The organism is Catellatospora vulcania, assembly GCF_009720385.1.
GTDB classification, from domain to species: Bacteria; Actinomycetota; Actinomycetes; order Mycobacteriales; family Micromonosporaceae; genus Catellatospora; species Catellatospora vulcania.
The window spans coordinates 48329-71378 of record NZ_ML769308.1 but is presented as its reverse complement, the minus strand read 5'-3'; the positions used below and the strand labels follow the sequence as shown (position 1 = coordinate 71378).

The 23050-nt window shown below is 72.4% G+C and carries 25 protein-coding genes; 14 read left to right on the top strand and 11 right to left on the bottom strand.

The genetic code is table 11. From position 1 onward, the window contains the following. Nucleotides 1-7: 7 nt before the first annotated feature. Nucleotides 8-1162: an ABC transporter substrate-binding protein gene (locus F6W97_RS16225; RefSeq protein ID WP_155371175.1), complete on the bottom strand. Its 1155-nt coding sequence runs from the start codon at nucleotides 1160-1162 to the stop codon at nucleotides 8-10. A 138-nt stretch (nucleotides 1163-1300) separates the two neighbouring features. Here F6W97_RS16225 and F6W97_RS16220 point away from each other — a divergent pair, with 138 nt between their 5' ends. Continuing rightward, the gene (locus F6W97_RS16220) at nucleotides 1301-1957 is read left to right on the top strand and encodes an HAD family hydrolase (RefSeq protein ID WP_230686724.1); all 657 of its coding nucleotides are present in this window, start codon (nucleotides 1301-1303) and stop codon (nucleotides 1955-1957) included. Here the strand turns inward: F6W97_RS16220 and F6W97_RS16215 are convergent. Then, nucleotides 1944-2894 (bottom strand): LLM class F420-dependent oxidoreductase, encoded by a 951-nt coding sequence (locus tag F6W97_RS16215; protein ID WP_407924581.1) that lies wholly within the window; start codon nucleotides 2892-2894, stop codon nucleotides 1944-1946. The genes F6W97_RS16220 and F6W97_RS16215 overlap by 14 nt on opposite strands. 99 nt (nucleotides 2895-2993) lie before the next feature. Between F6W97_RS16215 and F6W97_RS16210 the strand changes: the two genes are divergently transcribed. From F6W97_RS16210 to F6W97_RS16200, 3 genes are all read left to right on the top strand, one after another. Then, complete coding sequence (locus F6W97_RS16210; protein WP_155371173.1) at nucleotides 2994-3731, top strand: ATP-binding cassette domain-containing protein; 738 nt, start codon at nucleotides 2994-2996, stop codon at nucleotides 3729-3731. Beyond that, on the top strand, nucleotides 3728-4417 hold the full coding sequence (locus F6W97_RS16205) for a hypothetical protein (RefSeq protein WP_155371172.1): 690 nt from the start codon (nucleotides 3728-3730) through the stop codon (nucleotides 4415-4417). The genes F6W97_RS16210 and F6W97_RS16205 overlap by 4 nt, the downstream gene beginning before the upstream one ends. Nucleotides 4418-4541: 124 nt before the next feature. After that, a complete protein-coding gene (locus tag F6W97_RS16200) occupies nucleotides 4542-5396 on the top strand; it encodes an alpha/beta fold hydrolase (protein ID WP_230686723.1) in 855 nt (284 codons plus the stop codon). Here F6W97_RS16200 and F6W97_RS16195 read toward each other — a convergent pair. Then, complete coding sequence (locus tag F6W97_RS16195; RefSeq protein WP_230686722.1) at nucleotides 5278-6525, bottom strand: benzoate/H(+) symporter BenE family transporter; 1248 nt, start codon at nucleotides 6523-6525, stop codon at nucleotides 5278-5280. The genes F6W97_RS16200 and F6W97_RS16195 overlap by 119 nt on opposite strands. 236 nt (nucleotides 6526-6761) lie before the next feature. On the opposite strand from F6W97_RS16195, the gene F6W97_RS16190 reads away from it, so the two are divergent. Then, nucleotides 6762-7331: a helix-turn-helix domain-containing protein gene (locus F6W97_RS16190; protein WP_155371170.1), complete on the top strand. Its 570-nt coding sequence runs from the start codon at nucleotides 6762-6764 to the stop codon at nucleotides 7329-7331. 109 nt (nucleotides 7332-7440) lie between these two features. Here the strand turns inward: F6W97_RS16190 and F6W97_RS16185 are convergent, their stop codons facing one another. After that, nucleotides 7441-8202, bottom strand: a complete 762-nt coding sequence (locus F6W97_RS16185; RefSeq protein WP_155371169.1) for a class I SAM-dependent methyltransferase — start codon at nucleotides 8200-8202, stop codon at nucleotides 7441-7443. Between the two features lie 210 nt (nucleotides 8203-8412). On the opposite strand from F6W97_RS16185, the gene F6W97_RS16180 reads away from it, so the two are divergent. From F6W97_RS16180 to F6W97_RS16170, 3 genes are read left to right on the top strand one after another with little or no spacing between them, the layout of a single operon-like run. Further along, nucleotides 8413-8586 (top strand): hypothetical protein, encoded by a 174-nt coding sequence (locus tag F6W97_RS16180; protein WP_155371168.1) that lies wholly within the window; start codon nucleotides 8413-8415, stop codon nucleotides 8584-8586. A gap of 48 nt (nucleotides 8587-8634) precedes the next feature. Continuing rightward, nucleotides 8635-9237, top strand: coding sequence for a TetR/AcrR family transcriptional regulator (locus tag F6W97_RS16175; RefSeq protein WP_155371167.1), 603 nt, complete (start codon nucleotides 8635-8637; stop codon nucleotides 9235-9237). Then, a complete protein-coding gene (locus F6W97_RS16170) occupies nucleotides 9234-10331 on the top strand; it encodes a serine hydrolase domain-containing protein (RefSeq protein ID WP_155371166.1) in 1098 nt (365 codons plus the stop codon). The genes F6W97_RS16175 and F6W97_RS16170 overlap by 4 nt, the downstream gene beginning before the upstream one ends. A 26-nt stretch (nucleotides 10332-10357) precedes the next feature. Here F6W97_RS16170 and F6W97_RS16165 read toward each other — a convergent pair whose 3' ends face one another. Continuing rightward, the gene (locus F6W97_RS16165) at nucleotides 10358-11968 is read right to left on the bottom strand and encodes a serine hydrolase (RefSeq protein ID WP_230686721.1); all 1611 of its coding nucleotides are present in this window, start codon (nucleotides 11966-11968) and stop codon (nucleotides 10358-10360) included. A gap of 131 nt (nucleotides 11969-12099) precedes the next feature. Here F6W97_RS16165 and F6W97_RS16160 point away from each other — a divergent pair, with 131 nt between their 5' ends. The 3 genes from F6W97_RS16160 (at nucleotide 12100) to F6W97_RS16150 (ending at nucleotide 15197) form a co-directional block, all read left to right on the top strand. Next, a complete protein-coding gene (locus tag F6W97_RS16160) occupies nucleotides 12100-13308 on the top strand; it encodes a cytochrome P450 (RefSeq protein WP_155371164.1) in 1209 nt (402 codons plus the stop codon). Then, on the top strand, nucleotides 13305-13529 hold the full coding sequence (locus F6W97_RS16155) for a ferredoxin (RefSeq protein ID WP_155371163.1): 225 nt from the start codon (nucleotides 13305-13307) through the stop codon (nucleotides 13527-13529). The genes F6W97_RS16160 and F6W97_RS16155 overlap by 4 nt, the downstream gene beginning before the upstream one ends. 216 nt (nucleotides 13530-13745) lie before the next feature. Beyond that, on the top strand, nucleotides 13746-15197 hold the full coding sequence (locus tag F6W97_RS16150) for an SDR family oxidoreductase (protein ID WP_155371162.1): 1452 nt from the start codon (nucleotides 13746-13748) through the stop codon (nucleotides 15195-15197). On the opposite strand, the gene F6W97_RS16145 is transcribed toward F6W97_RS16150, so the two are convergent. Continuing rightward, nucleotides 15176-15892, bottom strand: a complete 717-nt coding sequence (locus tag F6W97_RS16145) for a 4'-phosphopantetheinyl transferase family protein (protein ID WP_196279180.1) — start codon at nucleotides 15890-15892, stop codon at nucleotides 15176-15178. The two genes, F6W97_RS16150 and F6W97_RS16145, sit on opposite strands and share 22 nt — an antisense overlap. Continuing rightward, the gene (locus tag F6W97_RS16140; protein ID WP_230686720.1) at nucleotides 15889-16890 is read right to left on the bottom strand and encodes an alpha/beta hydrolase family protein; all 1002 of its coding nucleotides are present in this window, start codon (nucleotides 16888-16890) and stop codon (nucleotides 15889-15891) included. Before F6W97_RS16140 ends, F6W97_RS16145 begins: the two co-directional genes overlap by 4 nt. A 114-nt stretch (nucleotides 16891-17004) precedes the next feature. Here F6W97_RS16140 and F6W97_RS16135 point away from each other — a divergent pair, with 114 nt between their 5' ends. Further along, nucleotides 17005-17397: an ATP-binding protein gene (locus F6W97_RS16135; RefSeq protein ID WP_155371160.1), complete on the top strand. Its 393-nt coding sequence runs from the start codon at nucleotides 17005-17007 to the stop codon at nucleotides 17395-17397. Between the two features lie 7 nt (nucleotides 17398-17404). Here the strand turns inward: F6W97_RS16135 and F6W97_RS16130 are convergent, their stop codons facing one another. The 4 genes from F6W97_RS16130 to F6W97_RS16110 all read right to left on the bottom strand — a co-directional run bounded on the left by F6W97_RS16130 (nucleotide 17405) and on the right by F6W97_RS16110 (nucleotide 21552). Beyond that, nucleotides 17405-17803 carry a PPOX class F420-dependent oxidoreductase gene (locus tag F6W97_RS16130; protein ID WP_155371159.1) on the bottom strand — a complete coding sequence of 133 codons (399 nt, stop codon included), beginning with the start codon at nucleotides 17801-17803 and terminating at the stop codon, nucleotides 17405-17407. A gap of 69 nt (nucleotides 17804-17872) precedes the next feature. Continuing rightward, entirely contained in the window at nucleotides 17873-18931 is a 1059-nt protein-coding gene (locus F6W97_RS40730) for an N-acetylmuramoyl-L-alanine amidase (protein WP_230686719.1), read from the bottom strand. A gap of 113 nt (nucleotides 18932-19044) precedes the next feature. Next, on the bottom strand, nucleotides 19045-21123 hold the full coding sequence (locus F6W97_RS16115) for a PQQ-dependent sugar dehydrogenase (RefSeq protein WP_155371158.1): 2079 nt from the start codon (nucleotides 21121-21123) through the stop codon (nucleotides 19045-19047). A 132-nt stretch (nucleotides 21124-21255) separates the two neighbouring features. Then, entirely contained in the window at nucleotides 21256-21552 is a 297-nt protein-coding gene (locus F6W97_RS16110; protein WP_155371157.1) for a hypothetical protein, read from the bottom strand. Nucleotides 21553-21832: 280 nt separating this feature from the next. Between F6W97_RS16110 and F6W97_RS16105 the strand changes: the two genes are divergently transcribed. Together F6W97_RS16105 and F6W97_RS16100 are read left to right on the top strand one after the other, a co-directional pair. After that, the gene (locus F6W97_RS16105; protein ID WP_155371156.1) at nucleotides 21833-22048 is read left to right on the top strand and encodes a winged helix-turn-helix domain-containing protein; all 216 of its coding nucleotides are present in this window, start codon (nucleotides 21833-21835) and stop codon (nucleotides 22046-22048) included. A 114-nt stretch (nucleotides 22049-22162) separates the two neighbouring features. Then, nucleotides 22163-22954 (top strand): class I SAM-dependent methyltransferase, encoded by a 792-nt coding sequence (locus tag F6W97_RS16100; RefSeq protein ID WP_155371155.1) that lies wholly within the window; start codon nucleotides 22163-22165, stop codon nucleotides 22952-22954. Nucleotides 22955-23050 lie beyond the last annotated feature (96 nt).

Below are 23050 nucleotides of genomic sequence, written 5' to 3'. Positions count from 1 at the left end.
CGGCCGGTCACGGCGCCGGTGGCAGCGTCGTCCAGGCCCCGGCGCGGGAGGTGAGCACGGTCAGGGCGTCGGGGGCGAGGCCCGCGTGGTCGTCGGCGGTCAGGTTGAACACGCCGGTGACGCCGACGCAGCAGGCGCGTTCGAGCTGGTCGCGGGCGGCCATCTTGTCGCGGTGGCCAAGGAACGCCTGGTGCAGAAGGGTGACCGCGTCGGCGGCGTACCCGGCGGACGGGGCCGGCGCGGTGCCCAGCTCGGCCGCGAACCGGCGCACGCTCGACCAGTTCGGCAGCGCCTCCGGGGCTTCGGCGGCCACCGGCAGCCACGGGCTCACCGCCCGTACGCCCGCCGCGGCCTCCCCCGCGAGCTGGTGGAACGTCGCCTGCGCGGCGTCCGGCGTGGACAGCACCGGGCCGGTCCAGCCGGCGGTCTTGGCAGCGGCGGCGGCAGCGGCGGCCAGGGGTGCGGGCAGGTCCAGCAGCAGCGCCTCCGGGGTCGCCGCGAGCAGGGCCTTCACCTTGTCCGCGAGGGCCGTGCCGTCGAGCGGCACCGTCTCGGTGGACACGATGCGCGCGCCCTGCCCGGCCGCCTCGGCCGCGAGCGCCTCGCGCAGCACCGGGTTGTCCCGCGCGTCGAGGCGCAGCACCCCGGCGGCGCGCTGCCCGGCCGCCGTCATCGCGGCGAGCAGCGTCCGGTGCACCTGCGTGTCGGTGGGCGCGCTGCGGAACGCGTACGGCGAGGTCGGTGTCGGGCCGGTGGACGGGAGCACGAGCGGGGTGCAGGCGGCCTGCGCGGTGCCGGCGACGGCGTCGTCGAGCCAGCCGGCGGGCGGCCCGACCAGTGCGTGCACGCCCCGGTCGAGCAGCCGGGAGACGGCCTCCCGGGCGGTGGCGGGGGTGTCGCCGACGTCCTGGAGCAGCAGTTCCAGTTGCGCGGCGGGATGGGCGCCGCCGTGCCCGGCCCCGCCGTTGAGCCCGTCGGCGCGCCGCTGCACGCCCAGCAGCTGCTGGCGGCCGTAGTCGACGAGGCCGCCGGTGCGTGCGACGAGCACGCCCACCCGCAGCGGCGGGTCGGCGGCCGCCGACCGGCCCGCGGGCAGCAGCGGCACCGTGGCCAGTCCCAGCCCGGCGGCGATCACGGATCTGCGGCTCAGCTGACGGGACATGGCATACCTCCGCGTGCTCGATCGTTGCCGCGAATGATCCACCCGGCGCCGAAGGCACTACATCCGATTTGTCCATTTAGTGACACCGCGGTCACACCCACGGAGCAGCCACACACCCCTTCGTGGCAGCCTGTACGGGTGATCAAAGCGGTGGTGTTCGACTGCGACGGCGTCCTGGTGGACTCGGAGATCATCAACAACGCGGTCTTCGCGGAGATGGTCACCCGGGCGGGCCTGCCCACCACCCTGGCGCAGAGCATCGAGCGCTACATGGGCCGCGCCACGGCCGAGTGCGTCGCCGACGTCGAGCGCGAGCTGGGCCGCCCCGTCGGCTTCGACCTGCCCGCGGCGTACGAGCGCGAGGTGCTGGCCCGCCAGCGCGACGGCCTCAAAGCCGTCGACGGCGTACTCGAGCTGCTCGACCTGCTGCGCGACGCCGCGGTGCCGGTGTGCGTGGCGTCCAGCGGCACGCCGCACGAGATCGCGTTCCGGCTGCGGGTGACCGGGCTGGCCGGATACTTCGGCGCGCACTGCTACAGCGCGTCAATGGTGGCCCGCGGCAAGCCCGAACCCGACCTGTTCCTGCTGGCCGCCGACCGCATCGGGGTGGACCCGGCGGACTGCGCGCTGATCGAGGACAGCCCGTTCGGGGTGCGCGGCGGCCGGGCCGCGGGCATGACCGTTTTCGGCTACGCCGCGCTGGCCCCGGCGGACACGCTGCGCGCCGCCGGGGCCGAGCACGTGGTCACCGCGATGGCGCAGGTCCCGCCGCTGCTGGGGCTCACAGCCGCTTGACGCGGCCCACCACGTGCTCGCCGAGGCCGTTCAGGAAGGCCACCGGCTCGGCCGTGTACGGCATCAGATGCACCTGCGTCACGCCCAGCTCCGCGTACGGCTCCAGCGACGCGGCGAGGGCCGCCCCGCCGGCCGCGTCCGGGGTGACCGGGGCCGACCAGGCGATCGTCTTGCGGATGCGGTCGTAGTCGGTGCCCTCGCGGTCGCAGTGCCCCTTGAGCACGTCGAGCTTCGCCGCGATCTCCCCGGGCGCGCTGTCCGGCCCGGCGAACAGGTTGCAGGCGTCGGCGTACTTGGCGACCAGGCGCAGCGTCTTCTTCTCGCCCCCGCCGCCGATCATGATGGGCGGGTGGGGCGCGGACAGCGCCTGCGGCGAGTTGACCGTCTCTGCCAGCTGGTAGTGCCGCCCGGCGAAGGGGCCGTCGTCGTCGCTCCACATCTGGCGGACGATCCGCAGCGTCTCCTCCAGCCGCTCGAACCGCTCGGCGACCGGCGGGAACGGCACCCCGTAGGCGGCGTGCTCGCGGTCGTACCAGGCCGCGCCGATGCCGAGCACCGCCCGGCCGCCGGACAGCACGTCCAGCGTCGTCACGATCTTCGCGAGCAGCCCCGGGTGCCGGTAGGTCACGCCGGTGACCAGCAGCTGGAGCGTGACGGTGCTGGTGTTGGCGGCCAGGAAGCCCAGCGTGGTGTAACCCTCCAGCATGGGCTGCCGCGGGCCGCCCAGGTCCATGCCGTCCATCTGCAGGTAGTGGTCCATCACCGACAGGTTGGCCACGCCGGCGTCCTCGGCCGCCCGCCCGGCCGCGGCCAGGGTCGGGCCGATCGCCGCCGTCCCGCCGGGGAACGTGAAGCTGACGAGGTGCACCCCGAGATCCATGGAAAGCCCCCTGCTGTCGGCCGCCGAGCCCGCCACACCGCGGAATCCGACGATCATGCACGAAACCACCATCCTATGTCCCCACCGGCCACCGGCAGGGGGCACTGCCAAGATCACACATAGGCGGCACGGCATCGCCGGTGGCACAATCGCCCGGTGCATCTCGACGACGTGTGGCTGCGCTACCGCCGCGGCGGCCCGTGGGTCCTGCAGGGCGTCACGGCCCGGGTGGATCCCGGCGGCATCGTGGTCGTCCTCGGCCGCAACGGCGCCGGCAAGTCCACATTGCTCCAGCTCATCGCCGGGGTGCTGCGCCCGACCCGGGGCCGGGTGAACGACCGGCCCGCCGTCGTCGGCTGGGTCCCGGAACGCTTCCCCGCCGACCAGCCCCACAGCGTCACCGGCTACCTGCGGGCCATGGCCGCGATGCGCGGGCTCGGCTCCGCTGCCGCCACGCGCGCGGTCGACGAGTGGGTGCACCGGCTCGGCCTCGGCGGGTTCCGCGACGTCAAGCTGCCCGAACTGTCCAAGGGCACCGCGCAGAAGGTCGGCCTGGCGCAGGCCATGCTCGCCCCACCGGACCTGCTGATCCTGGACGAGCCATGGGAGGGCCTGGACGCCGCCACCCGCGACCTGGTCCCCGAGATCGTGCTGGAGGTCGCCGCGCGCGGCGGCTCGGTGCTGGTCAGCGACCACCGCGGGGAGACCGTGCGGCTGCCCGGCGCAGCCACCTGGACCGTCGCCGACGGCACGCTGACCACGGCTGCCCCCGAGACCGGGCAGCGCTGCGTCGTCGAGGTCGCGGTCGACGCCGCGGACCTGGCCGGCGCCGTCGCGCGGCTGCGCGAGCAGGGCCACCACGTGCTGCGGGTACGCGAGGAGGTCGGCTCGTGATCGCGTTGACCAGGATGCGGCTGCACGGCTTCGTCCGCACCGGCCGGGCGGTTGCGCCCCTGATCGCCGCGCTCGCGGTGCTGTCGATCCTCTACGGCGGCGGCCAGGCCGAGACCGTGGAGGCGTACGGCGTCTCCGCGCTGGTCGCCTTCCCCGTGCTGGCCTGGCAGACGAAGATCCTGCTGGACGTCGAGCCGGACGTGCAACGCCGACTGGCCCGGGTGACCCTCGGCTCCGCCGCCCGCGAGATCGCGGCCGGCCTGCTGGCCGCCGCCACGGCCGGGCTCGGCACCATCGCCGTCGCGCTGGCCGTGCCGTGGGTGTTCGGCGGTGTCAAAGGCGACGCGAGCGGCGTGAAGGGCGACGCCGTCAGCATCCTGATCGGACTCGCCGTGCACCTGCTGGCGCTGGGACCGGCCGTGGCCCTGGGCGCGCTGTCCAGCCGCGCGGTCACCCGCACCGCGGGCATGGGCGCGGCGGTCCTGGTCACCGGCTCGGTCCTCGCGATCGTGCTCGGCCTGCAGGGCTCGCCCGCCCCATGGCTGGTCCCCCCGCTGATGGCGGCCACCCGCCTCACCACCTCCGGCGGCACCACCCGCACCGCCCTGACCCTGATCGCCCACGCCACCCTGTGGACAGCCGCCGCCGCCTTCGCCTACGCCCGCCTCCGCCGCAACCGCGCCTGACCGGCCCACCCTCCCCTCCCCTCCCCGCCCCGCCGCAACTCTTATAGAGTCGCGCCTTCTGCGCGCTTCGACGGGCGCGACTCTTTACGGGTTGCGCCGAGAGGAGCCTGGCAGAATGGGGTGGGTGCCCAGCTTTCGGTCGTGGGATGGGACGGAGCTCAGCTATCGGGTCGTCGGGGACGGGCCGCCGCTGGTGTGTGTGCCCGGCGGGCCGGGACAGGCCGTGCGGTATCTCGGTGAGCTGGGCGGGCTGTCCGCCACCCGGACGCTGATCCTCCTCGACAACCGCGGCACCGGCGACTCCGCCGTCCCCGCCGACCCGGCCACCTACCGGGTCGACCGCATCGCCGACGACGTCGAGGCGCTGCGCGCCCACCTGGGCCTTGCCGCCATGGACCTGCTCGGCCACTCGGCCAGCGGCGGGGTCTGCTTCCTGTACGCCGACACCCACCCGCAACGGCTGCGCCGCCTGGTCATCGTCGACCCATCGCTGCGCGTGCTCGGCCTGCCGTCCGATCTGGACTTGGCCCACGTGCTGGCCGAACGATCGCACGAGCCGTGGCTCGACGAGGCCGCCGCCGCGCTGACCGCCGAAGCCGCCGACGACGCGGAACTGGAGCAGCTGCGCCGGCTGTCCGCCCCACTGATGTACGGCCAGTGGAACGACGCGGCGAAGGCGCAGGCCGCCGCCGAGCCGGCCGAGTTCGCCAAGCCCGCCACCGACGGCTTCTACGCCGGGTACGAGCCCGACCCGGCGCTGCCGGACCGGCTGGCCGGGCTCGCCGTGCCCACCCTGTTCGTGGTCGGCGAGCACGACATCTGGCCCACCCGCCACGCCGTACGCGCGCTGGTCGAGCGGCTCAGCTCGGCACGGCTGTCGGTGCAGCCGGCGTCGGGTCACTTTCCGTGGGTGGACGATCCGTCGACGTTCGCGGCGACGGTGGAGTCGTTCCTGAACGGGGCCGCAGCAGCATCATGAGGCCGCCGGCCAGCAGCCCCCAGAACGCCGCCCCGACCCCGAGCAGCGCCACCCCGGACGCGGTCACCACGAAGGTCACCACCGCCGCCTCGCGCCCCTGCGCCTCGGCCGTCGCCGAGGCGATCGCCGCGCCGAGTGCGCCGAGCAGGGCCAGACCCGCGACCGCCTCGATCAGCAGCGGCGGCGAGCTGAGCACGAAGGCCGTCGCCGCGCTCGCGCCCAGACCCAACGTGATCATGCCGACGCCCGCGGTCACCGAGGCGATCCAGCGCCGCCGCGGATCGGGATGCGCGTCGGGGCCCGCCGCCAGCGCGGCGGTGATGGCGGCCAGGTTCACCGCATGCGAGCCGAACGGCGCGGCGAGCGCCGTGGCCGCGCCGGTGCCGAGCAGCACGCCGCGCAGCGGCGGGGTGTAGCCGTACCCCTGCAGCACGGCCATGCCCGGCACGTTCTGCGACGCCATGGTGACCAGGAACAGCGGCACCGCCAAGCTGACCAGCGCCTGCCAGGTGAACGTCGGCGCGGTGAGCACGACCTCCGGCGCGGCGGCGGCTCCGCGCAGCGCGGCCGGTGAGTCCAGCGCGATCACCAGTACGGCCGTGACCAGCGCGGCGGGCACCGCCCAGGCCCGCGCGAAGCGGTTCAGCACCAGCCAGACCAGCACTATCGGCGCGGCGAGCAGCGGCACGTCGACCAGCGCGCGCACGGGGGCGATGCACAGGTCGAGCAGCACGCCCGCCAGCATCGCCGCCGCGATCGGGCGCGGGATCGCCGCGATCGCCCGCCCCAGGGCCGGGAACAGCCCCGCCGCGACGATCAGCGCCCCGGTGACCGCGAACGCGCCCACGGCCGCGGCGAAGCCGCCGTCGACCGCGCCGGTCGCCGCCAGCAGCGCCGCGCCCGGCGTGGACCAGGCGATGCTGATCGGGATGCGGTGGCGCAGGCCCAGCACGATCGCCGTCGCGCCGGCGGCCACGCATACCGCCAGCAGGCCCGACGCGGCCTGGCGCGAATCCGCCCCCACCGCCCGCAACCCCGCCAGCACCACCGCGAACGTGCTCGCGAACCCGACCACCGCCGTGACCACCCCGGCCACCACCGGCTGCAACACTCCCCTACCCACGCCCACGCCCACGCCTCCCCAGCCCTCGACCACGCCCCACCATCCGCCGCCGACGCACCGCCGCTCGGGCGCACCCGTTTTTCATAGACGTTGGCCTATCACGCTGAGTTTGATCTCATCTTTTTAGACCAGATAGGCCAGCGTCTATGGAAACGGGCGGGTTGCGTCCGGCGGGGAGTGGAGCTGTCTGCGAAGCCATCGTTCCGCAAACGGAACGGTGGCTCGTGGTGCACGATAGCCCCATGAGCGCGCGTCCGGCAACCGCCCGCAGCAGCCCGCCTCCGGCCCTGGAGCCCGGCGCCGAAGGCGTCGGGCCGCGGCTGCGCCAACTGCGGGAGGCGGCCGGGATCTCGCTGTCCGAGCTGGCCCGCCGGGCGAACGTGGGCAAGGCGACGCTGTCGGGCCTCGAGAACGGCACCCGCAACCCGACCCTGGACACGCTGTGGTCGGTGACCGCCGCGCTCGGCGTGCCGATCACCGCACTGCTGTCCGGGCAGCTGGCGGGCGTGGTCCGCGGCACCGCCGTCGAGGCCACCCTCCTGCAGGTCTTCGACGACGAGAAGGTCACCTACGAGCTGTACCGCATGGTCGTCCCACCCGGCGCCGTCCAGTCCTCACCCGCACACCACCCCGGGGTCACCGAACACATCACCGTGTTCGACGGCGTGCTCCGCGCCGGCCCCACCGACGCACCGCTCACCGCCCACCCCGGCGACCACATCTCCTGGCACTCCGACGTCCCCCACCTCTACGAAGCCGTCGGCCCCCACCCCGTCCACGCCACCCTTCTCATCCGCTACCCCCGCCCCTGATCTCTGCGCCCCCACCGGCGCTCTGAAGAACGCCGGTTCGGGTCGAAATGTGGGGCATGGCCAGAGGTTCTGCCCGAAGACAGCGGTCTCGGACAGCCGACGGGGACGGTCAGGGGCGGCGGGCGGCGAGGAGGAAGCGCTGGGAGTGGGCGACGAACGGGCCGTCGGCGCGGATGCGGGCGTCCATGGCGACCAGGCGGTCGTGGTATTTCTCCACATCGAAGCCCGGCACCGTCCAGATCACCTTGCGCAGGAACACGATCACCGCGGCGACGTCGTAGAACTCCGTGCGCAGCGCCTGCGGCCGCAGGTCCGTGACCGTGAGCCCGGCGGCCTGCGCGCCGTCGGCCAGGGTATCCGGCAGCCGGCCCGTGCCCGGGTCGACCGGGCCGAGGAAGAACTCGCTCAGCTCCCGCATCGACCCCGCGCCGATCTGCTGGGACAGGTAGACCCCGCCGGGGGCGAGCACGCGGGCCGTCTCGGCCCAGTCGGTGACCGTCGGATGGCGGCTGGCCACCAGGTCGAATGACGCGTCGGGGAAGGGCAGTGCGGCCCCGTCGGCGGCTTCGGCGACGGTGACGCCCAGCGGGGTCAGGTTGCTGCGGGCCAGCGCGAGGTTCGGCGCCCAGGACTCCGTCGCGGCGGCGGTCGCCGGTCGGCGCACGGCCCTGGTCAGCACCTCGGCGTACACCTCGCCGCCGCCGGTCTGCACGTCGAGCACGGCGGTGGCGGTGCCGACGCGCTCGGCCAGCAGGCGCGCGTACCCCCAGGCGGGGCGCTGTTCGGTGGCGCGCCCGGCGAACCAGCCGAAATCCCACCCGTCGACGGGCGCGCTCGCGCCCTCTGCCAGCAGTTCCTCGAACGATCTCACTCGGCCAGTCCATCGCAGGGCACCCGTCGGGGCAACGGGTTTACGACAGCTCGGCACCTTTGCGTGTCGTATCGCGTTAGGCCGGGTGACGGTAGGAGAAGGTTTATGTCAAGGCCTAAGCCACGACCCAGATCCTCTAGCGATGTCCGGCGTACGGCCCACGGCACGACCTATGTCGGGCGGACGGCGATCCAGAGCCGCGCCCTGACCATGGTCGCCGAGGGCCGCCAGCGCTGGAGCGAGCACCACATGCAGGTGCAGGGCATCTGCGACCGCTGCGGGCACACCTACCCGTGCGAGGACGCGCTGCAGGCCGCTTGGCAGATCGTCTACTGGGAGCCGTACCTGCCCGAGCCGGGCCTGGTCCGGCCGTACGTGGACTGAGCCATAATCCCTAGCCGTCCTAGGCTGTTACCTAGTACCGTTAGGTCCATGGCACGGGCAGGGCTTTCGGCGCAGCGGCTGACGCTGGCGGCGGCCGACCTGGCGGACACCGTCGGGCTCGACCACGTCACGATCTCCGCGCTGGCGCGCGCGTTCGGGGTCAAGGACGCGAGCCTCTACTCCCATGTCCGCAACCTGCAGGACCTGCGGCACCGCATCGCCCTGCTGGCGGGCGGCGAGCTGATCGACGCGATCGGCGCGGCCGTGGCGGGCCGCGCCGGCCGCGACGCGCTGATCGCGTTCGCGGACGCCTACCGGGCCTACGCCATGGCCCACCCCGGCCGGTACACGGCCACCCAGCTCCCGGTGCCGCCCGAGCTCGTCACCGCCGACCCGGCCGCGTTCCGGCGCACCTACGAGCTGACCTACGGCATGCTGCGCGGCTACGGACTGTCCGAACCCGACCTCACCGACGCGGTGCGCCTGCTGCGCAGCACGTTCCACGGGTTCGTGAGCCTGGAGGCCACCGGCGGCTTCGGCCACCCCCGCGACGTCGAGCAGTCCTGGCGGCGGGCCGTCGAGGCGCTGCACGTGCTGCTCGCACACTGGCCCACCGCGGCCCCCGCCCGAGAGGACACCCCCGCACCATGACCTGGCACCACCTCCAGCAGCACGTGCAGCAGCGCGTCGACGAGCTCGTCGACTCCGGGCAGGAGACCGGCGTACAGGTCGCCGCGTACCGCCACGGCGTGCCGATCGTCGACGTGGTGGCCGGGCTCGCCGATCCGGCGACGGGACGGCCGGTCACGCCGGGCACGCCGTTCTTCAGCTTCTCCACCGGCAAGGCGCTCACCTCGACCGTGGTGCACGTGCTGGCCGAGCAGGGCCGGCTCGACTACGACCTGCGTATCGCCGAGGTGTGGCCGGAGTTCGCCCGGCACGGCAAGGACGGCGTGACGCTGCGGCACGTGCTCACGCACACCGCGGGCCTGCCCGCACTGCCGCCCGACGTGACCGCCGCCGACCTCGCCGACTGGGACCGCATGTGCGCGATCCTGGCCGACGCGACGCCGCTGTGGGAGCCGGGCACGGCGCACGGCTACCACGTGTGGACGTACGGCTGGCTGGTCGGCGAGACGGTACGCCGGGCGACCGGCCGCACCGTGTCGCAGGTGCTGGCCGCCGACGTCGCCGCGCCGCTGGGCGTGCCCGGTGAACTGCTGCTCGGCGTACCCGCTGAGGATCTTGACGGGCTCGCCGTGCTCGACGACCGGAGCTGGTCGGACGCGCTCAAGCAGCTCAGCGCGCAGCTGCCCAACTTCGACCGGGCGGTGCCGCACGGCGCGCGGCCCGACGCGGACCTGGGCAACGACCGCGCCTTCCTGCGCGCGGACGTGCCCGCCGTGGGCACGATGAGCGCCCGCGCGGCGGCCCGGATGTACGCGGCGCTGCTCGGCGAGGTGGACGGGGTCCGCCTGATCTCCGCGGCGCGGCTGCGCGAGGCGAGCAGACCGGCCACCCGGGGTCCGGAGTGGACCTTCGGCATGCCGGTGACCTGGACGCTGGGCTACGCGGTGGACGGGCCGATGATCGGCGTGGGCGGCCTCGGCGGCAGCCTGGCCGGGGCACTGCCCGAACTCGGGCTCACCGTGGCCGCGACGAAGAACGCCCTCGCTGTCGGCGACGGCGACCCGATGGAGCAGCTGCGCGAGACGATCGTCGAGGCGGTCCGCCGCGCCGCATGACCACGGCGGGCCCGCGGTGACAGAGGTCAGCTACGGGTGAAAGTGCCCCAGCCGTCGGCGTCCAGGTGAGCGACGCGCACTTGCGCGGCCGGGCCCGCCCCGTCGACCGTGAAGGTGGCCCCGTCCAGGCCGACCGCGTTCTCGCCGGTGGTCTGGTAGCTGAAGGTGTCCGCGTCGTAGTGCGTGAGCGGGAACGCCTGCTTCTTCGGGCCGAGCGTCATGGTCAGCTTGTCGCCCTGCGCGGTGACGGTCAGCGGACCGTAGTACTCGTTGGCGTACGTGCCCGTATACGCCGAGACCGGCTTGGCGGCGGCCGGGTTCGCGGGCGGCTTCGCGTAGTCGGTCTTCGACGTGTCCGCGCTCTCCATCTTCTGCAGCACGCCGAGCATGAACGGCAGCCAGTCGGTCTTCTGCCGGCCGTAGGACGCGATGTCCATGAAGTTGTACGCGACGGCCTCGGCCACACCGATCGGCTGCGCGTTGGTCAGCACCACGATGCCGAGCCCCTCGCCGGGCAGCATCGTCACGTTGGTGGCCGCACCCAGGTCGAACGCCCCGGAGTGGCCGAGCCGCAGCCGCCCGAACTCGTCGTAGTCGACGTTGAAGCCCAGCCCGTAGAAGCCGACCGGGCCGTCAGGGGCGCGCGGCGGTGCGGCGACGTTGTGCGGCAGGTGCGTCTCCTGCAACGCCATCGCGTCGATGAGCTGCTTCCCCTCGTACCTGCCGCCGCCGAGCTGCAGCCGCATCCACTTGACCATGTCGTCGACGGTCGAGCTGACCCCGCCCGCCGGGCTCTGCGCCTGCGGATCGCGCACGTACTTCGCCTGCCAGGCGTCGCCGACCTTGACGTGCCCGACGGCCCGGTCCGGGTTCTTCTCGAAGTCGGCGAACTCCGAGCTGGTGTCCGTCATGCCCAGCGGCTGGTAGAGCGTCTGCGCCGACAGTTGCTCCCAGCTGCGCCCGGCCGCCTTCGCCACGGCCAGCGCCGCCGCCGTCAGCCCGAAGTTGGTGTAGAAGTAGCTGGCCCGGAACGGCGCGAGCGGCTCCAGCCGCAGCCGCGACAGGATGTAGGCGCGGTCGAAGCCGAGGTCCTCCAGCAGGTCCCCGGCATGGTCGGGCAGGCCGCTGCGGTGCGAGAACAGGTCGGCCACGGTCGCGTTGCGGGTCACCCACGGGTCCTTCAGCGCGAACGCCGGGTCGTGCTTGACCACCGGGTCGTTCCAGGCCACCTTGCCGCCGCCGACCACGCCCGCGACGACGGTCGACGCCAGCGGCTTGGACAGTGAGGCGAGCTGGAACACCGTGTCGGGCGCGACCGCGCCGGGCGCGCCGACCTTGCGCACGCCGTACCCCTTGGCGAACACGACCTTGTCCCCGTAGACGACGCCGACGGCCACTCCGGGCACCCCGGTCTGCTTCATCGCGGCCTGCACCAAACCGTCCAGCTGAGCCACCGCGTTATCCACCTTGGCCTGGTCGAGCAGGGGCGGCTGCTGGGCGACCGGCCCGGCCGCGAGCGACGGGCTGGGCGCAGGAGTGGGCGCGGGTGTGTGCGTGGGCGGGGGCAACGCGGCGACGCCCAGCAGGACGGCGAGCAGTGCCACCGACGAGGCCCGGCGCCGGCGGTAGGTGGTCACGCCTTCAGTCAAGCCACTGTCGCCGGAACTGTCTCGAATATCCGGCTATTTCCTAGAATGGGCATCGACTTCCGAACGGACCCACATTACCATCCATAGAGTTGAATTCGTACGCACACGAGGGAGCGACGATGTCGACCGGCAGTGAAGTCATGGAGGCCCGCACCTACCCGTTCGGTGACCCCGACCGGCTCAACCTGAACCCGCTCTACGAGCAGCTACGCCGCACCGAACCACTGACCCGGGTCCGCCTGCCGTACGGCGAGGAGGCCTGGCTCGCCACGCGCTACGACGACGTCCGCCTGATCCTCGGCGACGCCCGGTTCAGCCGCGCCGCCAGCGTCGGCCGCGACGAGCCGCGCACCCACCCGCACCAGGGCGAGTCCGGGATGCTCGCGATGGACCCGCCCGAGCACACCCGACTGCGCAAACTCATCGCGAAGGCGTTCACCGCCCGCCGGGTCGAGACCCTGCGCCCGCGCACCCAGGAGATCGCGAACCAGCTGCTCGACGACATGGAGCGGCACGGCTCCCCCGCCGACCTGGTCGAGCACTTCGCCACGCCGCTGCCCGTCACCGTCATCTGCGAGCTGCTCGGCGTGCCCTTCGCCGACCGCGACCGGTTTCAGCTGTGGTCCGAGGCGATCATCTCGACCACCTCGCTAACCCCGCAGCAGATCATGGAGTACCTCGGCAACCTGCACGCCTACATCGCCGGCCTGATCGCCCAGCGCCGCGTCCAGGAGACCGACGACCTGCTCGGCGCCATGGTCAAGGCCCGTGACGAGGACGAGGACCGGCTCACCGAGGCCGAACTCGTGCAGCTGTCGGCCGGCCTGCTCGCCGCCGGGCACGAGACCACCGTGACCCAGCTGCCCAACTTCGTGTACGTGCTGCTCACCAACCCCGACCGGCTCGCCGAGCTACGCGCCGATCCGTCGCTGATCCCCGCCGCCGTCGACGAGCTGATGCGGTACGTGCCGCTGGGCACCGCCGCCGCGTTCGCCCGCTACGCCACCGAGGACATCATGGTCGGCGACGTGCTGGTCCGCGCCGGCGAGCCGGTGCTCGGCGCGCTGGCGTCCGCCAACCGCGACGACAAGGTCTTCGACCACCCCGACGAGCTGGACTTCCACCGCGAGAGCAACCCGCACCTCGGCTTCGGGCACGGCCCGCACCACTGCGTCGGCGCGCAGCTGGCCCGGATGGAGCTGCAGGTCGCGCTGCACGCCCTGATCACCCGCTTCCCGAACCTCGAACTCGCCGTCGCCGAATCCGAACTCCCCTGGAAGAAGGGCATGCTGGTGCGAGGTCTGCAGGAACTGCCGGTGCGCTGGTGAGCGGGCAGTGGAAGGTCGCCGTCGACCGGGACCGCTGCATCGGCTCGGGCCTGTGCGCGGGCACCGCGCCCGACTACTTCGCGCTCGTCGACAAGAAGTCCACGCCCCTGCGTGACCTCGTCGACCCGGATGAATCGGTCAGCGACGCCGCCGACTGCTGCCCCGTCGAAGCCATCCTCGTCACCGACCCCACCACCGGCGACACCATCGCCCCCGTCTGAGGCTCCCGCCGCACACCGTTTTCGCATAGACGTTGGCCTATCTGGATGACTTTTTCGCGATCGACTTCATCTAGATAGGCCAACGTCTATGCAAAGCGCGGCGGGTGAGATGGACGACAGTCGCGGGGCGCGTTCGGTGGCTGGTTCGGCCATCGTGCTCGTGCTTGCGTACAGTTTCCGGGCGAGGTAGCGGGCGAGCACGGAACGGGCACCGAGATGACGATCAGCGAGCAGGAGCGCACCGGGATCGACGCTGCGCACCTTGAGGTGTGCCTGAACGTGCTGGCCCAGGTCGAGGACCTGCCGACCGAGCACCCGGACGCGGTCGCGGTGCGCCGCGCGGTGGGACGGCTGTTCAAGACCGTCAAGCAGCAGCGCCGCCGGGACAAGCGCGAGGAGATCCTCGCCGCCGACGAGGCGGTGACCGCGGCGACGGCCACCGGCGCCCCGGGCCGCATCGACGACGAGACCGCGGGCGTCTTCGGCCTGACCTCCCCCACCAAGGGCGACATCGCCGGCCACCTGCGCCAGCCGCGGGCCTGCTACACCTGCAAGGACCGGTACACGCAGGTGGACGCGTTCTACCACCAGCTGTGCCCGCCGTGCGCGGAGCTGAACCATGCCCGCCGCGACGCCCGCACCGACCTGACCGGCCGCCGTGCGCTGCTGACCGGCGGCCGCGCCAAGATCGGCATGTACATCGCGCTGCGGCTGCTCCGCGACGGCGCGCACACCACCATCACCACCCGGTTCCCGTCGGACGCGGTGCGCCGCTTCCAGGCGATGCCGGACAGCGCCGAGTGGCTGCACCGGCTGCGCGTCGTCGGCATCGACCTGCGCGACCCGGCCCAGGTCGTGGCACTGGCCGACTCCGTCGCGGCGCAGGGCCCGCTGGACATCCTGATCAACAACGCGGCGCAGACGGTGCGCCGGTCTCCGCAGGCGTACGCGCAGCTGCTGGCGGCCGAGTCGGCCCCGCTGCCGGACGGCCCGCTGCCGGAGCTGATCAGCTTCGGTCACTACACCGGGTCGAGCCCGGCCGCGGCGGCCATCCAGGCGATGCCGCACCAGCAGCTGAGCCCGGAGCTGGTGACCTCGCTGGCGCTGACCACGGGCGGGGCGAGCCTGGCCCGGATCGCCGACGGCTCCGCGATCGACGCGGGCGGCCTGGTGCCCGACCTCGACCCCAGCAACAGCTGGGTGCAGGTGGTGCAGGAGGTCGACCCGATCGAGCTGCTCGAAGTGCAGCTGTGCAACGTCACCGCCCCGTTCGTGCTGGTCGCCCGGCTGCGTGCGGCGATGGCCGCGTCACCGGCGCGGCGCAAGTACGTGGTGAACGTGTCGGCGATGGAGGGGCAGTTCAGCCGCAAGTACAAGGGGCCGGGCCACCCGCACACGAACATGGCCAAGGCCGCGCTGAACATGCTGACCCGCACCAGCGCCGGGGAGATGCTCGACGACGGCATCCTGATGACCGCGGTGGACACCGGCTGGATCACCGACGAGCGCCCGCACCCGACCAAGATCCGCCTGGCGGACGCGGGTTTCCACGCCCCGCTGGACCTGGTCGACGGCGCGGCCCGGGTGTACGACCCGATCGTGCGCGGCGAGCTGGGCGAGGACCTGTTCGGCTGCTTCCTGAAGGACTACAAGCCCTCGCCCTGGTGACGTAGCAGCTCGGACGCGTCGTGCTCGGTGACCGCCGACGGCGTGCCGAGCACCGTCAGCGCCCCCTGGTAGCCCGCGCCCGGCGCCAGGGTGAACATGCGGGCGACCTCGACCACGTCGGGCCGCCCGTCGAAGCGGTGCAGGCGCGGGGCCTGCCCCGGAGTCGACACCTCGATCTTGGTCATGGCCACCCGCAGGCCGTCGCCGGTGGCCTTGAGCACCGACTCCTTGCGCGTCCAGTACGTGTAGAAGCCGTCCTGGTCGAGCGGGGCTGACGCGGCCAGCTCGGTCTCGGAGAGCGCCAGCCGGGCCACGCCGAGGATGTCGCGCTGCGGCTGGGCCTGCTCCACGTCGACGCCGACCGGCCCGGCCAGGCTCAGCACGACGGCGATCCGGTCGCCCGAGTGCGACACCGACACCTCCGGTCCCCCGGCAACGGTGGGCCGCCCGTGCGGGACGGCACAGGTGGTGCACGAGCGCTCCACGCGTACCGCCGCGGCTTTCTGCCCGAGGTGGCGGCCGGTCAGCAGGCGCAGCAGCGCCGCGGCCACGGTCTGCCGGGCGCGGTCCTCGGGCCTGCGCAGCGCCTCGCGCCGCGCCCGCTCGCCCTCGCTCAGCAGCCGCTGGTGCCAGGGCTGCTCGTCGGCCGGATCGGCCCAGTAGACGCGGCATTGCCCGGGGTGCAGCGGGTTCACAGTTTCGCCTCGAACTTGGCCACGCCCGCGCGGGTGCCGTCGGCGGACAGTCGGCCCTTGGCGGCGGCGTCGCCCCACAGCGCCCAGCGCAGGAAGTCGGTCATCGTCTTGATGGTCTGGTCGAAGCCCGTCTTGCCGGGTCCGAGGAACGTGCCGTGGTCGCCGCCGAGCAGCGTCAGGAAGGCTCGCGGCCAGGACGTCGCGTTGTACGCGTCCCGCCCGAGCTTGTAGCCGACCACGCCGTCGGCGTCACCGTGCACGAACAGCACGGGGGTACGCGAGCCGCGGAACGCGCCCATCGAGCCGCCCGAGATCACGATCGCCGCGTCGACGCGGGTGTCGCGGCTGTTGGCGAGCATGCCCGCCGAGGTGAACCCGCCCGCGGAGTGGCCCGCGACGCCGATGTGCGCCCCGTCGAGGTGCCCGGCGAGCCGGTCCCCGGCCTTGCCGTCGAGCTTCAGCAGCGACGTCAGCACCGCGGACCCGTCGGCGGGCTGGTTGGCCATGTCGGTCTGCTTGAACGGGTTCGCGTCGTGATTGGTGAACGGGTACGCCGGGGCGGCCACCACGAAGCCCGCGGCGGCCAGCCGGGTGGTGATCTGCTGGTAGTACGCGGGCAGCCCGTGCAGGCCGTGGCTGAACAGCACCACCGGGAACCGCCCGGCGGCGGCCTGGGCGTCCTTGCGGGGTGAGCCGCCGGCCTTGCCCGTCGCCGGATACCAGACGGTCGTCGGCAGCGGGCGGTCGCCGCGGGTGAACTTCAGCGTGCGTACCCCCACCGCGAGCGCGTTCTTCGGCGCGGCCCGCACGACCGGCGACGCGGACGGGCTCGCCACCGCGCTCGCCGACGGGGTCGCCGACGGCGCGCCCGAGGCTGCGGCGGTGCCACTGGGCTGGGCGAACACGGGTGGCGGGGCGGTCGTCGGCGAGGAGCACGCGGCGACGCTCAGCACCAGGGCGAGGGCGAGCAGGCGGGGGGAGGCGCGACGGTCCGGCACGCCGCCGACTCTACCGGCGTACCGTGCCGTTGACGGGCCCCCACCGGCACCCGGGATCCACCCATCCGGATGCCGCCCCGTTCCGAATCCCCACCGAGGACGAGGAGGCGGATCATGGAATCAGGCAAGCGGGGCCACGGGGTGACGGCCGCGTCCATCCGGCTTCCGGGCGGCCGGGCCAGCGGCATCCTCGCCCGGCACTTCGTCAGCACGCAGCTGGGCGCGTGGAACCTGCGCGACCCGTCCGGCGACGCCCTCATCCTCGCCTCCGAGCTGGTCAGCAATGCGGTGCTGCACGGCGGCGGGGCGGTGGCGATCCGGCTGGCGCGCATCGGCGAGGGGCTGCGCATCGAGGTGACCGACCGCAGCCCGCAGCCGCCGGAGCAGCGTCCGGCGGGCGTCGACGGCGGCGTGGGACTGGGCCTCATCGATGGCCTGTCGGCCCGCTGGGGCGTGGTGCCCGGCCGCACCGGCAAGGTCGTCTGGCTGGAGTGCCGCCTGAGCTGACCGGCGCTCAAGCCAGCAGCGTGGAGTCCCCGAGCAGGCGGGTCACCGTGATCTCGATCGCGACCCGGTTCGGATTGACGCGGGGCTCGCGGTAGCGGGCGGTGTAGCGGGCGACGGCGTCGGCGACCCGGTCCGGGTCGGCGGTGACCGTCGCCTCGCCCTGCAGGGTCAGCCAGTACCGGCCTTCGAACTGGCACAGCGCCACGGCCGGGTTACGGCGCGCGTTGGCCGCCTTGCGGCTGGCCCCGTCGCAGATGACCCGGGCCAGGCCGGTCGCCGGGTCGTAGGTGAAGCCGACCGGGGTCACGTGCGGGCTGCCGTCGGGCCGCAGCGTGGTGAACGTGGCCAGCCCGCGCTCGGTCAGGAACGTCAGACCTTCCCCGGTGAGGTTCCTTGTTCCGCCCATCGCCGCCCCCCGCGTCCCCGAAGCTCCGTCCACACCGATCCAACAGCATGGACGGAGCTTCGAGCACCGCTACACGCGGGTGACGCGTACGGCGTCGGCGATGACGTAGCCGGTCGCGCTGGTCCAGCGGCTCACGCCGACCAGGTTGCGGTCGCCCGCGGCGAGGTTGAACGTGCCCAGCGAGCGCCAGCCGCCGCCACCGGTGCGCTGGTCGAGGTTGACGGTCTGGTTGCCGCCCGAGGTGACCACGATGTGCGGCGCGGAGCTGCTGTAGCCGGGGTCGGCGGCGTGCCAGACGTCGACCCGGTAGTTGGCCGTGGCCGGGATGTTCACCTTGAACCAGGCGGCGTCGCTGGCCAGCACCGGGTTCGCGAAGCGGTAGTCGGCGCCGTGCTTCTGGCCGGAGAACGTCGAGGTGCCCCAGTTGGCGCTGGCCGTGAACCGGCCCGCGGTGGTGTTGTCCACGATGGTGCTGAAGCTCGGCGGCGGGGCCGTCAGGCCCAGGTACGCCGCGATGCCGGCGGCGTGGCCCTGCGCGTCGGCGGTGAGGAAGTCGGCCCGCTTGAGCAGGTTGGCGTCGGCGAGCGTGTCGATGAACAGGTTCTCGGTGAGCACGGCGGGCATGTTCGACTCGCGCAGCACGTGGAAGTTCGCCGTCTTCAGGCCGCGGTCGGTGACCGAGCCGACGGTGCGCATGCTCGACAGCGCCCGCGAGTGCAGGGCGTTGTGCAGGTTGACGGTGGCCGCGTCGGCGGTCGGGTAGCGGTAGCTCTCGAAGCCGGTGCCGCCGCCGGAGTTGATGTGGACGCTGACGAAGATGGTCGCGCCCCACGCGTTGGCGTCGCTGGTGCGCTGGGCGAGGCTGACGGTCGCGTCGGTGGTGCGCGACATGCGGATGTCGACCGCGTAGTTTGCCTGCAGGATGTTGCGGATCTGCAGCGCGATGTTGAGGGTGAGCGCCTTCTCCTGCAGTCCGTTGGCGACCGCGCCGGGGTCGGTGCCGCCGTGACCGGGGTCGAGGTAGACCTTGGGGTTGGCGGCGAAGGCCGGGCCGGCGGCGAACGGGGCGGCCGCGATTCCGGCCGCGGCCGCCAGCAGGGTACGGCGGCGCACGGGGTTACCGAGCATGAGCACCTCGCATAAGGGGTGGAGGGGATGCGTCGGCGCACTATAACGACTATCTATAGGTCAATGAAAGATGCCTACCGAATTTTAGGGAAGATTGAAGGTTTCCTACCGCGTCAGTTGAGTTTCACCTTGACGGGGACGCTGCGGTCGGTGCCGACGCGGGCGAACAGCTGGTAGGAGCCCGCCGCCGGCACCGGGCCGGTCGGCACCCGCACCTGGTCCTTGGCACAGGAGCTGCTGGACTTGCCGTTCCAGGGCACGGTGAACACCATCTCCCGGCCCGCGGCCAGGGCGCTGACCTGCTTGCCCTTGGGCGCGCCGCAGTGGTCCGAGGACCAGACCTTGTCCGTGCCGTGCATCAGGAACAGCTCCTGCGCGTCGGCGCCGATGTCACGGTTGCAGCTGTGCTTCGACAGGTTCTTGATCACCAGGGTGAAGGTGATCGGGGTGCCGGCCTTCACATCGGTCTTCGACGCGCGGGCGATCACCTGCATGTCGCCGTCGGTGCAGGACTCCTTCGCCGCCACCGGCTTGGGCTTGGCCCCGGCCGCCTGCGGGGCGTACCGCACGCGGTAGATCTTCGCGGTGGGCAGGATCGGGTTGTAGCCCTGGTCGGGGTACAACCCGGAGAAGTAGAGCCCGTCCGGGCCGGCCGCGATCCCGGCGACCGTCGTCTTGCCGTACCCGTTGTACTCGACCAGGGTCTTCGGCTTGGAGACCGAGCCATCCGCGGCGAAGCCGAACTCGACGATGCGCTTGCCCCGCACCTGCGGGCCGGTGCCGTAGGTAGGGCCGCTCTCCGACACGAACGCCTTGCCGAGCTTGTCCGCCGGGAAACCCGCCGTCTGGTTGCCCTCCTTCTGGATGAAGGTGATGCCCACCGGTGCGTGCGTCGGCGCCCAGTTGTAGAGCGCCTTCTTCTTCAGACTGGAGGTGTTGGAGTTCCAGCCGTAGTCGGCGCCCTTCACGACCCGGGCCAGCCGGTCGTTGTTGGTCGAGCCGTTCTCCACCGAGTAGTGCTGGCCGTCCGCGGCCCGCCACGCCCCGCCGAACGGGTTGCGGAACCCCGACGCCCAGACCAGGTCCTTGACCTTGCTCTTGTCGGCCGGGTCGTAGTACGGGTTGTCCTCCGGGGCGGTGCCGTCCAGATTCACCCGCAGCACCTTGCCCCGGGAGTCGGTGAGATCCCGGGCGCTGGTCGGGACGAACCCGTCACCGATGTGGATGTACAACTTGCCGTCCGGCCCGATGGTCAGGTTCGAGATCTGGTGCGAGGCGACCAGCGGATCGTCCTTCAGGTCCACGACGGTGGTGACCGTCTTGCCGGTCAGGCCGCCGTCCTCGCTGTGGATGCGCACCACCTTGGGGAAGAACTCCGCCCCGGCCTGGTACAGCATGCTGGCGAAGACGTCCCCGCTGGTCGGGTCGACCACGACACCGGTCAGGCCGATCTCCCCGGTGCCGGGGAAGTCGGCATACGGATCCCAGTTGAGCAGGTTCTTGGCGTACACCCCGACCTTCAGGTCGCCGCGCACCACCTTGATCGTGCCGTACAGCTCGGTGACGTAGAACATCGGCTTGTCCGGCGCGATCGCGTGCGAGGGCACCATGGCGAGGTTCACCGGCAGCTCGAACCCGCTCGCCACCTCCTCGACCTTGTACCCGGGCTGGGCCACCACCCACTGCGGCGCGCCGGGCAGCGGCTTGCGCTCCTTGTCGGTCCGGAACGGCCGCGAGGTGTACGGGCTCCACTCCGTGGCCGGGTTGCCGCTGCTGTCCTTGTGCCGCACCCGCAGCTCGTAATCGCGGTCCCCGGGCAGGTCGCGGCGCTGCGCGAAGGCGTTCTCGAAGACGCCGTCACCGAAGTGGGTGTGCGTCTTCTGCACGCCGCCGATGCAGGCGGCGAACCATACCCGCTCGTGCGGCTTGGCCGTCCAGATCTCCCAGTCGGTGCAGACGTGCTCGCTGCCGGCGTCGACGTCCTGCATGGGGCTGGTCTCCATGTGCACGTCCGCACCGCTGAGCAGCTGGCCGTCGACCTCCGGCTCGGTGATGACCGGGCCGAGCGGGGCCGACGAGGCGGGCAGGACCGGCCCGCCGGTGTGCTGGCACGCGGCGACCACCCCCATGACGGCGAGCAGGATCGCGACCAGGATGGACTCGCCGGCGAGCGCGATCTTGCGAGCGTTCATGCGGGCAGTCCCCCGGGTCGTCGTCGTCACCTCACGCAACTCGGGCGAGGCTACAGAGACTTTTGGGGGCTGTTGTGGATTACACGCCCATTATTACAAATTACGACCCATTTGTCCGTTTGTGCAGGTTGCTCAATCCGATCCTTCGCGCAGGACGTCGAGGATGTGCCACAGCTCGGCGTCCGCGATGGGGCCCAGGACGCGTATCCGTTGTAACTCGCGCGCCTCAGCCATCGTCGCGAAGACCTGGACCGCCGCGGCGAACCGCCGTAGCGCCTCCAGGCCGGCGAGTCCCGAACCCTCGTCGAACGACACGGCGAGCCGCACGCCTGACACCCCGACCGCGAGCACGAGCGCAGCGTCGCGACCAGCCTCGACCGACGCGCGGAAGCCCTCCGCGACCCGCAGGTTCACCTGAACGTCAGACATAGCAGGTCCTCGCCTCACGGCAGCCCCTCCCCGGCACACCCCGATCACCGCAGCCAGGCCGGCTGGTGAACCCGCCAGCCGGCCTGGCTGGTCGCTGCGGAAACGGGGTGCGAGCCAGGGAACCGCAGCTGTCTGCCCCTCGGTTGCGGACCAGGGAGGCTTCATCAACCTAGGCCAACCTTATGCATAAGGCAACCTGAGGTAGCCCGAGGGCACCTCATGATGTTGGCAGACGCGCCATGCCCGTGGTCAACTAATGGCTGCGGACCAGGGAGCACAGATGCCGAAGTCAAAAACACAGACGCTGATCGACGACATCAGCGGTCAGATCACCTCGGGCAAACTCAAGCCCGGCGACCAGTTGCCCAGCACCGCCGAGCTGCGTCAGCAGTACGGCGTGTCGATCACCGTCGTTCGCAACGCCATTCAGTGGCTCAAGGCCGTCGGGCTGGTCGAAGGACTCGCGGGAGTCGGCGTCTTCGTCACCGAGAAGTAGGCGTGGGCGCACGGGCCCGTCCCACCCCGACGGGCGGTCTGGCCGGCACACTGCCTCGCGGAACTTGTCGCCTTGCCGGTGGAGGCGGGATCGGCGGTGTCATAGCGTGTCCGGATGACACACGCGACCTTCGCCGACGGTGACGCCTACGAGGCTTACGTGGGCCGGTGGAGCCGTCCCGTCGCACGGGCCTTCGTCCGGCGGCTGGGCGTGCCCGCCGGACGCGAGTGGCTCGACGTGGGCTGCGGCACCGGCGCGCTCAGCGAGACCGTGCTGGCCATGGCCGAACCCGCCTGGATAACCGGGGTGGACAAGTCGGAGGCCTTCGTCGGCCTGGCGCGAGACCGGATCGCCGACGCGCGGGCGACCTTCCAGGTCGGCGACGCCAAGGCGCTGTCACTGCCCGACCACAGCGTCGACGTGGCCGTCAGCGGCCTGGTGCTGAACTTCGTGCCCGATCCGCCGGAGGCCGTCGCCGAGATCGTGCGGGTGCTGCGGCCCGGCGGCCTCGCCGCCGCCTACGTCTGGGACTACGCCGAGGGTATGGCCATGATGCGGCACTTCTGGGACGCCGCCGCCGAACTCGACCCCGCTTCGGCCGCCTGGGACGAGGGCCGCCGCCCGTCGGTGTGCAGCCCGGACGCACTGCGGGCGCTGTGGGCCGAAGCCGGGCTGCAGTCGGTGGCCGTCGAGTCGGTCCAGGTCCCGACGGTGTTCGCCGATCTCGCCGACTACTGGGACCCGTTTCTGGGCGGGCAGGGCTCGGCCCCCGGGTACCTGCGCGGGCTGACCGACGAACACCGCGCTGAGCTGCACGGGCTGCTGCGCTCCCGGCTCCCGGCCGGACCCGACGGCGCCATCCCGCTGACCGCCCGCGCCTGGACCGTCCGGGGCCGAACAACCTGACCGCCCGACCGCGGTGCGCCCGCGCCCTGCCGCATGATCCGTTTTTGTGGACGCTGGACGCCGCTATAGGGACGTCCAGCGTCCACAAAAACGGAT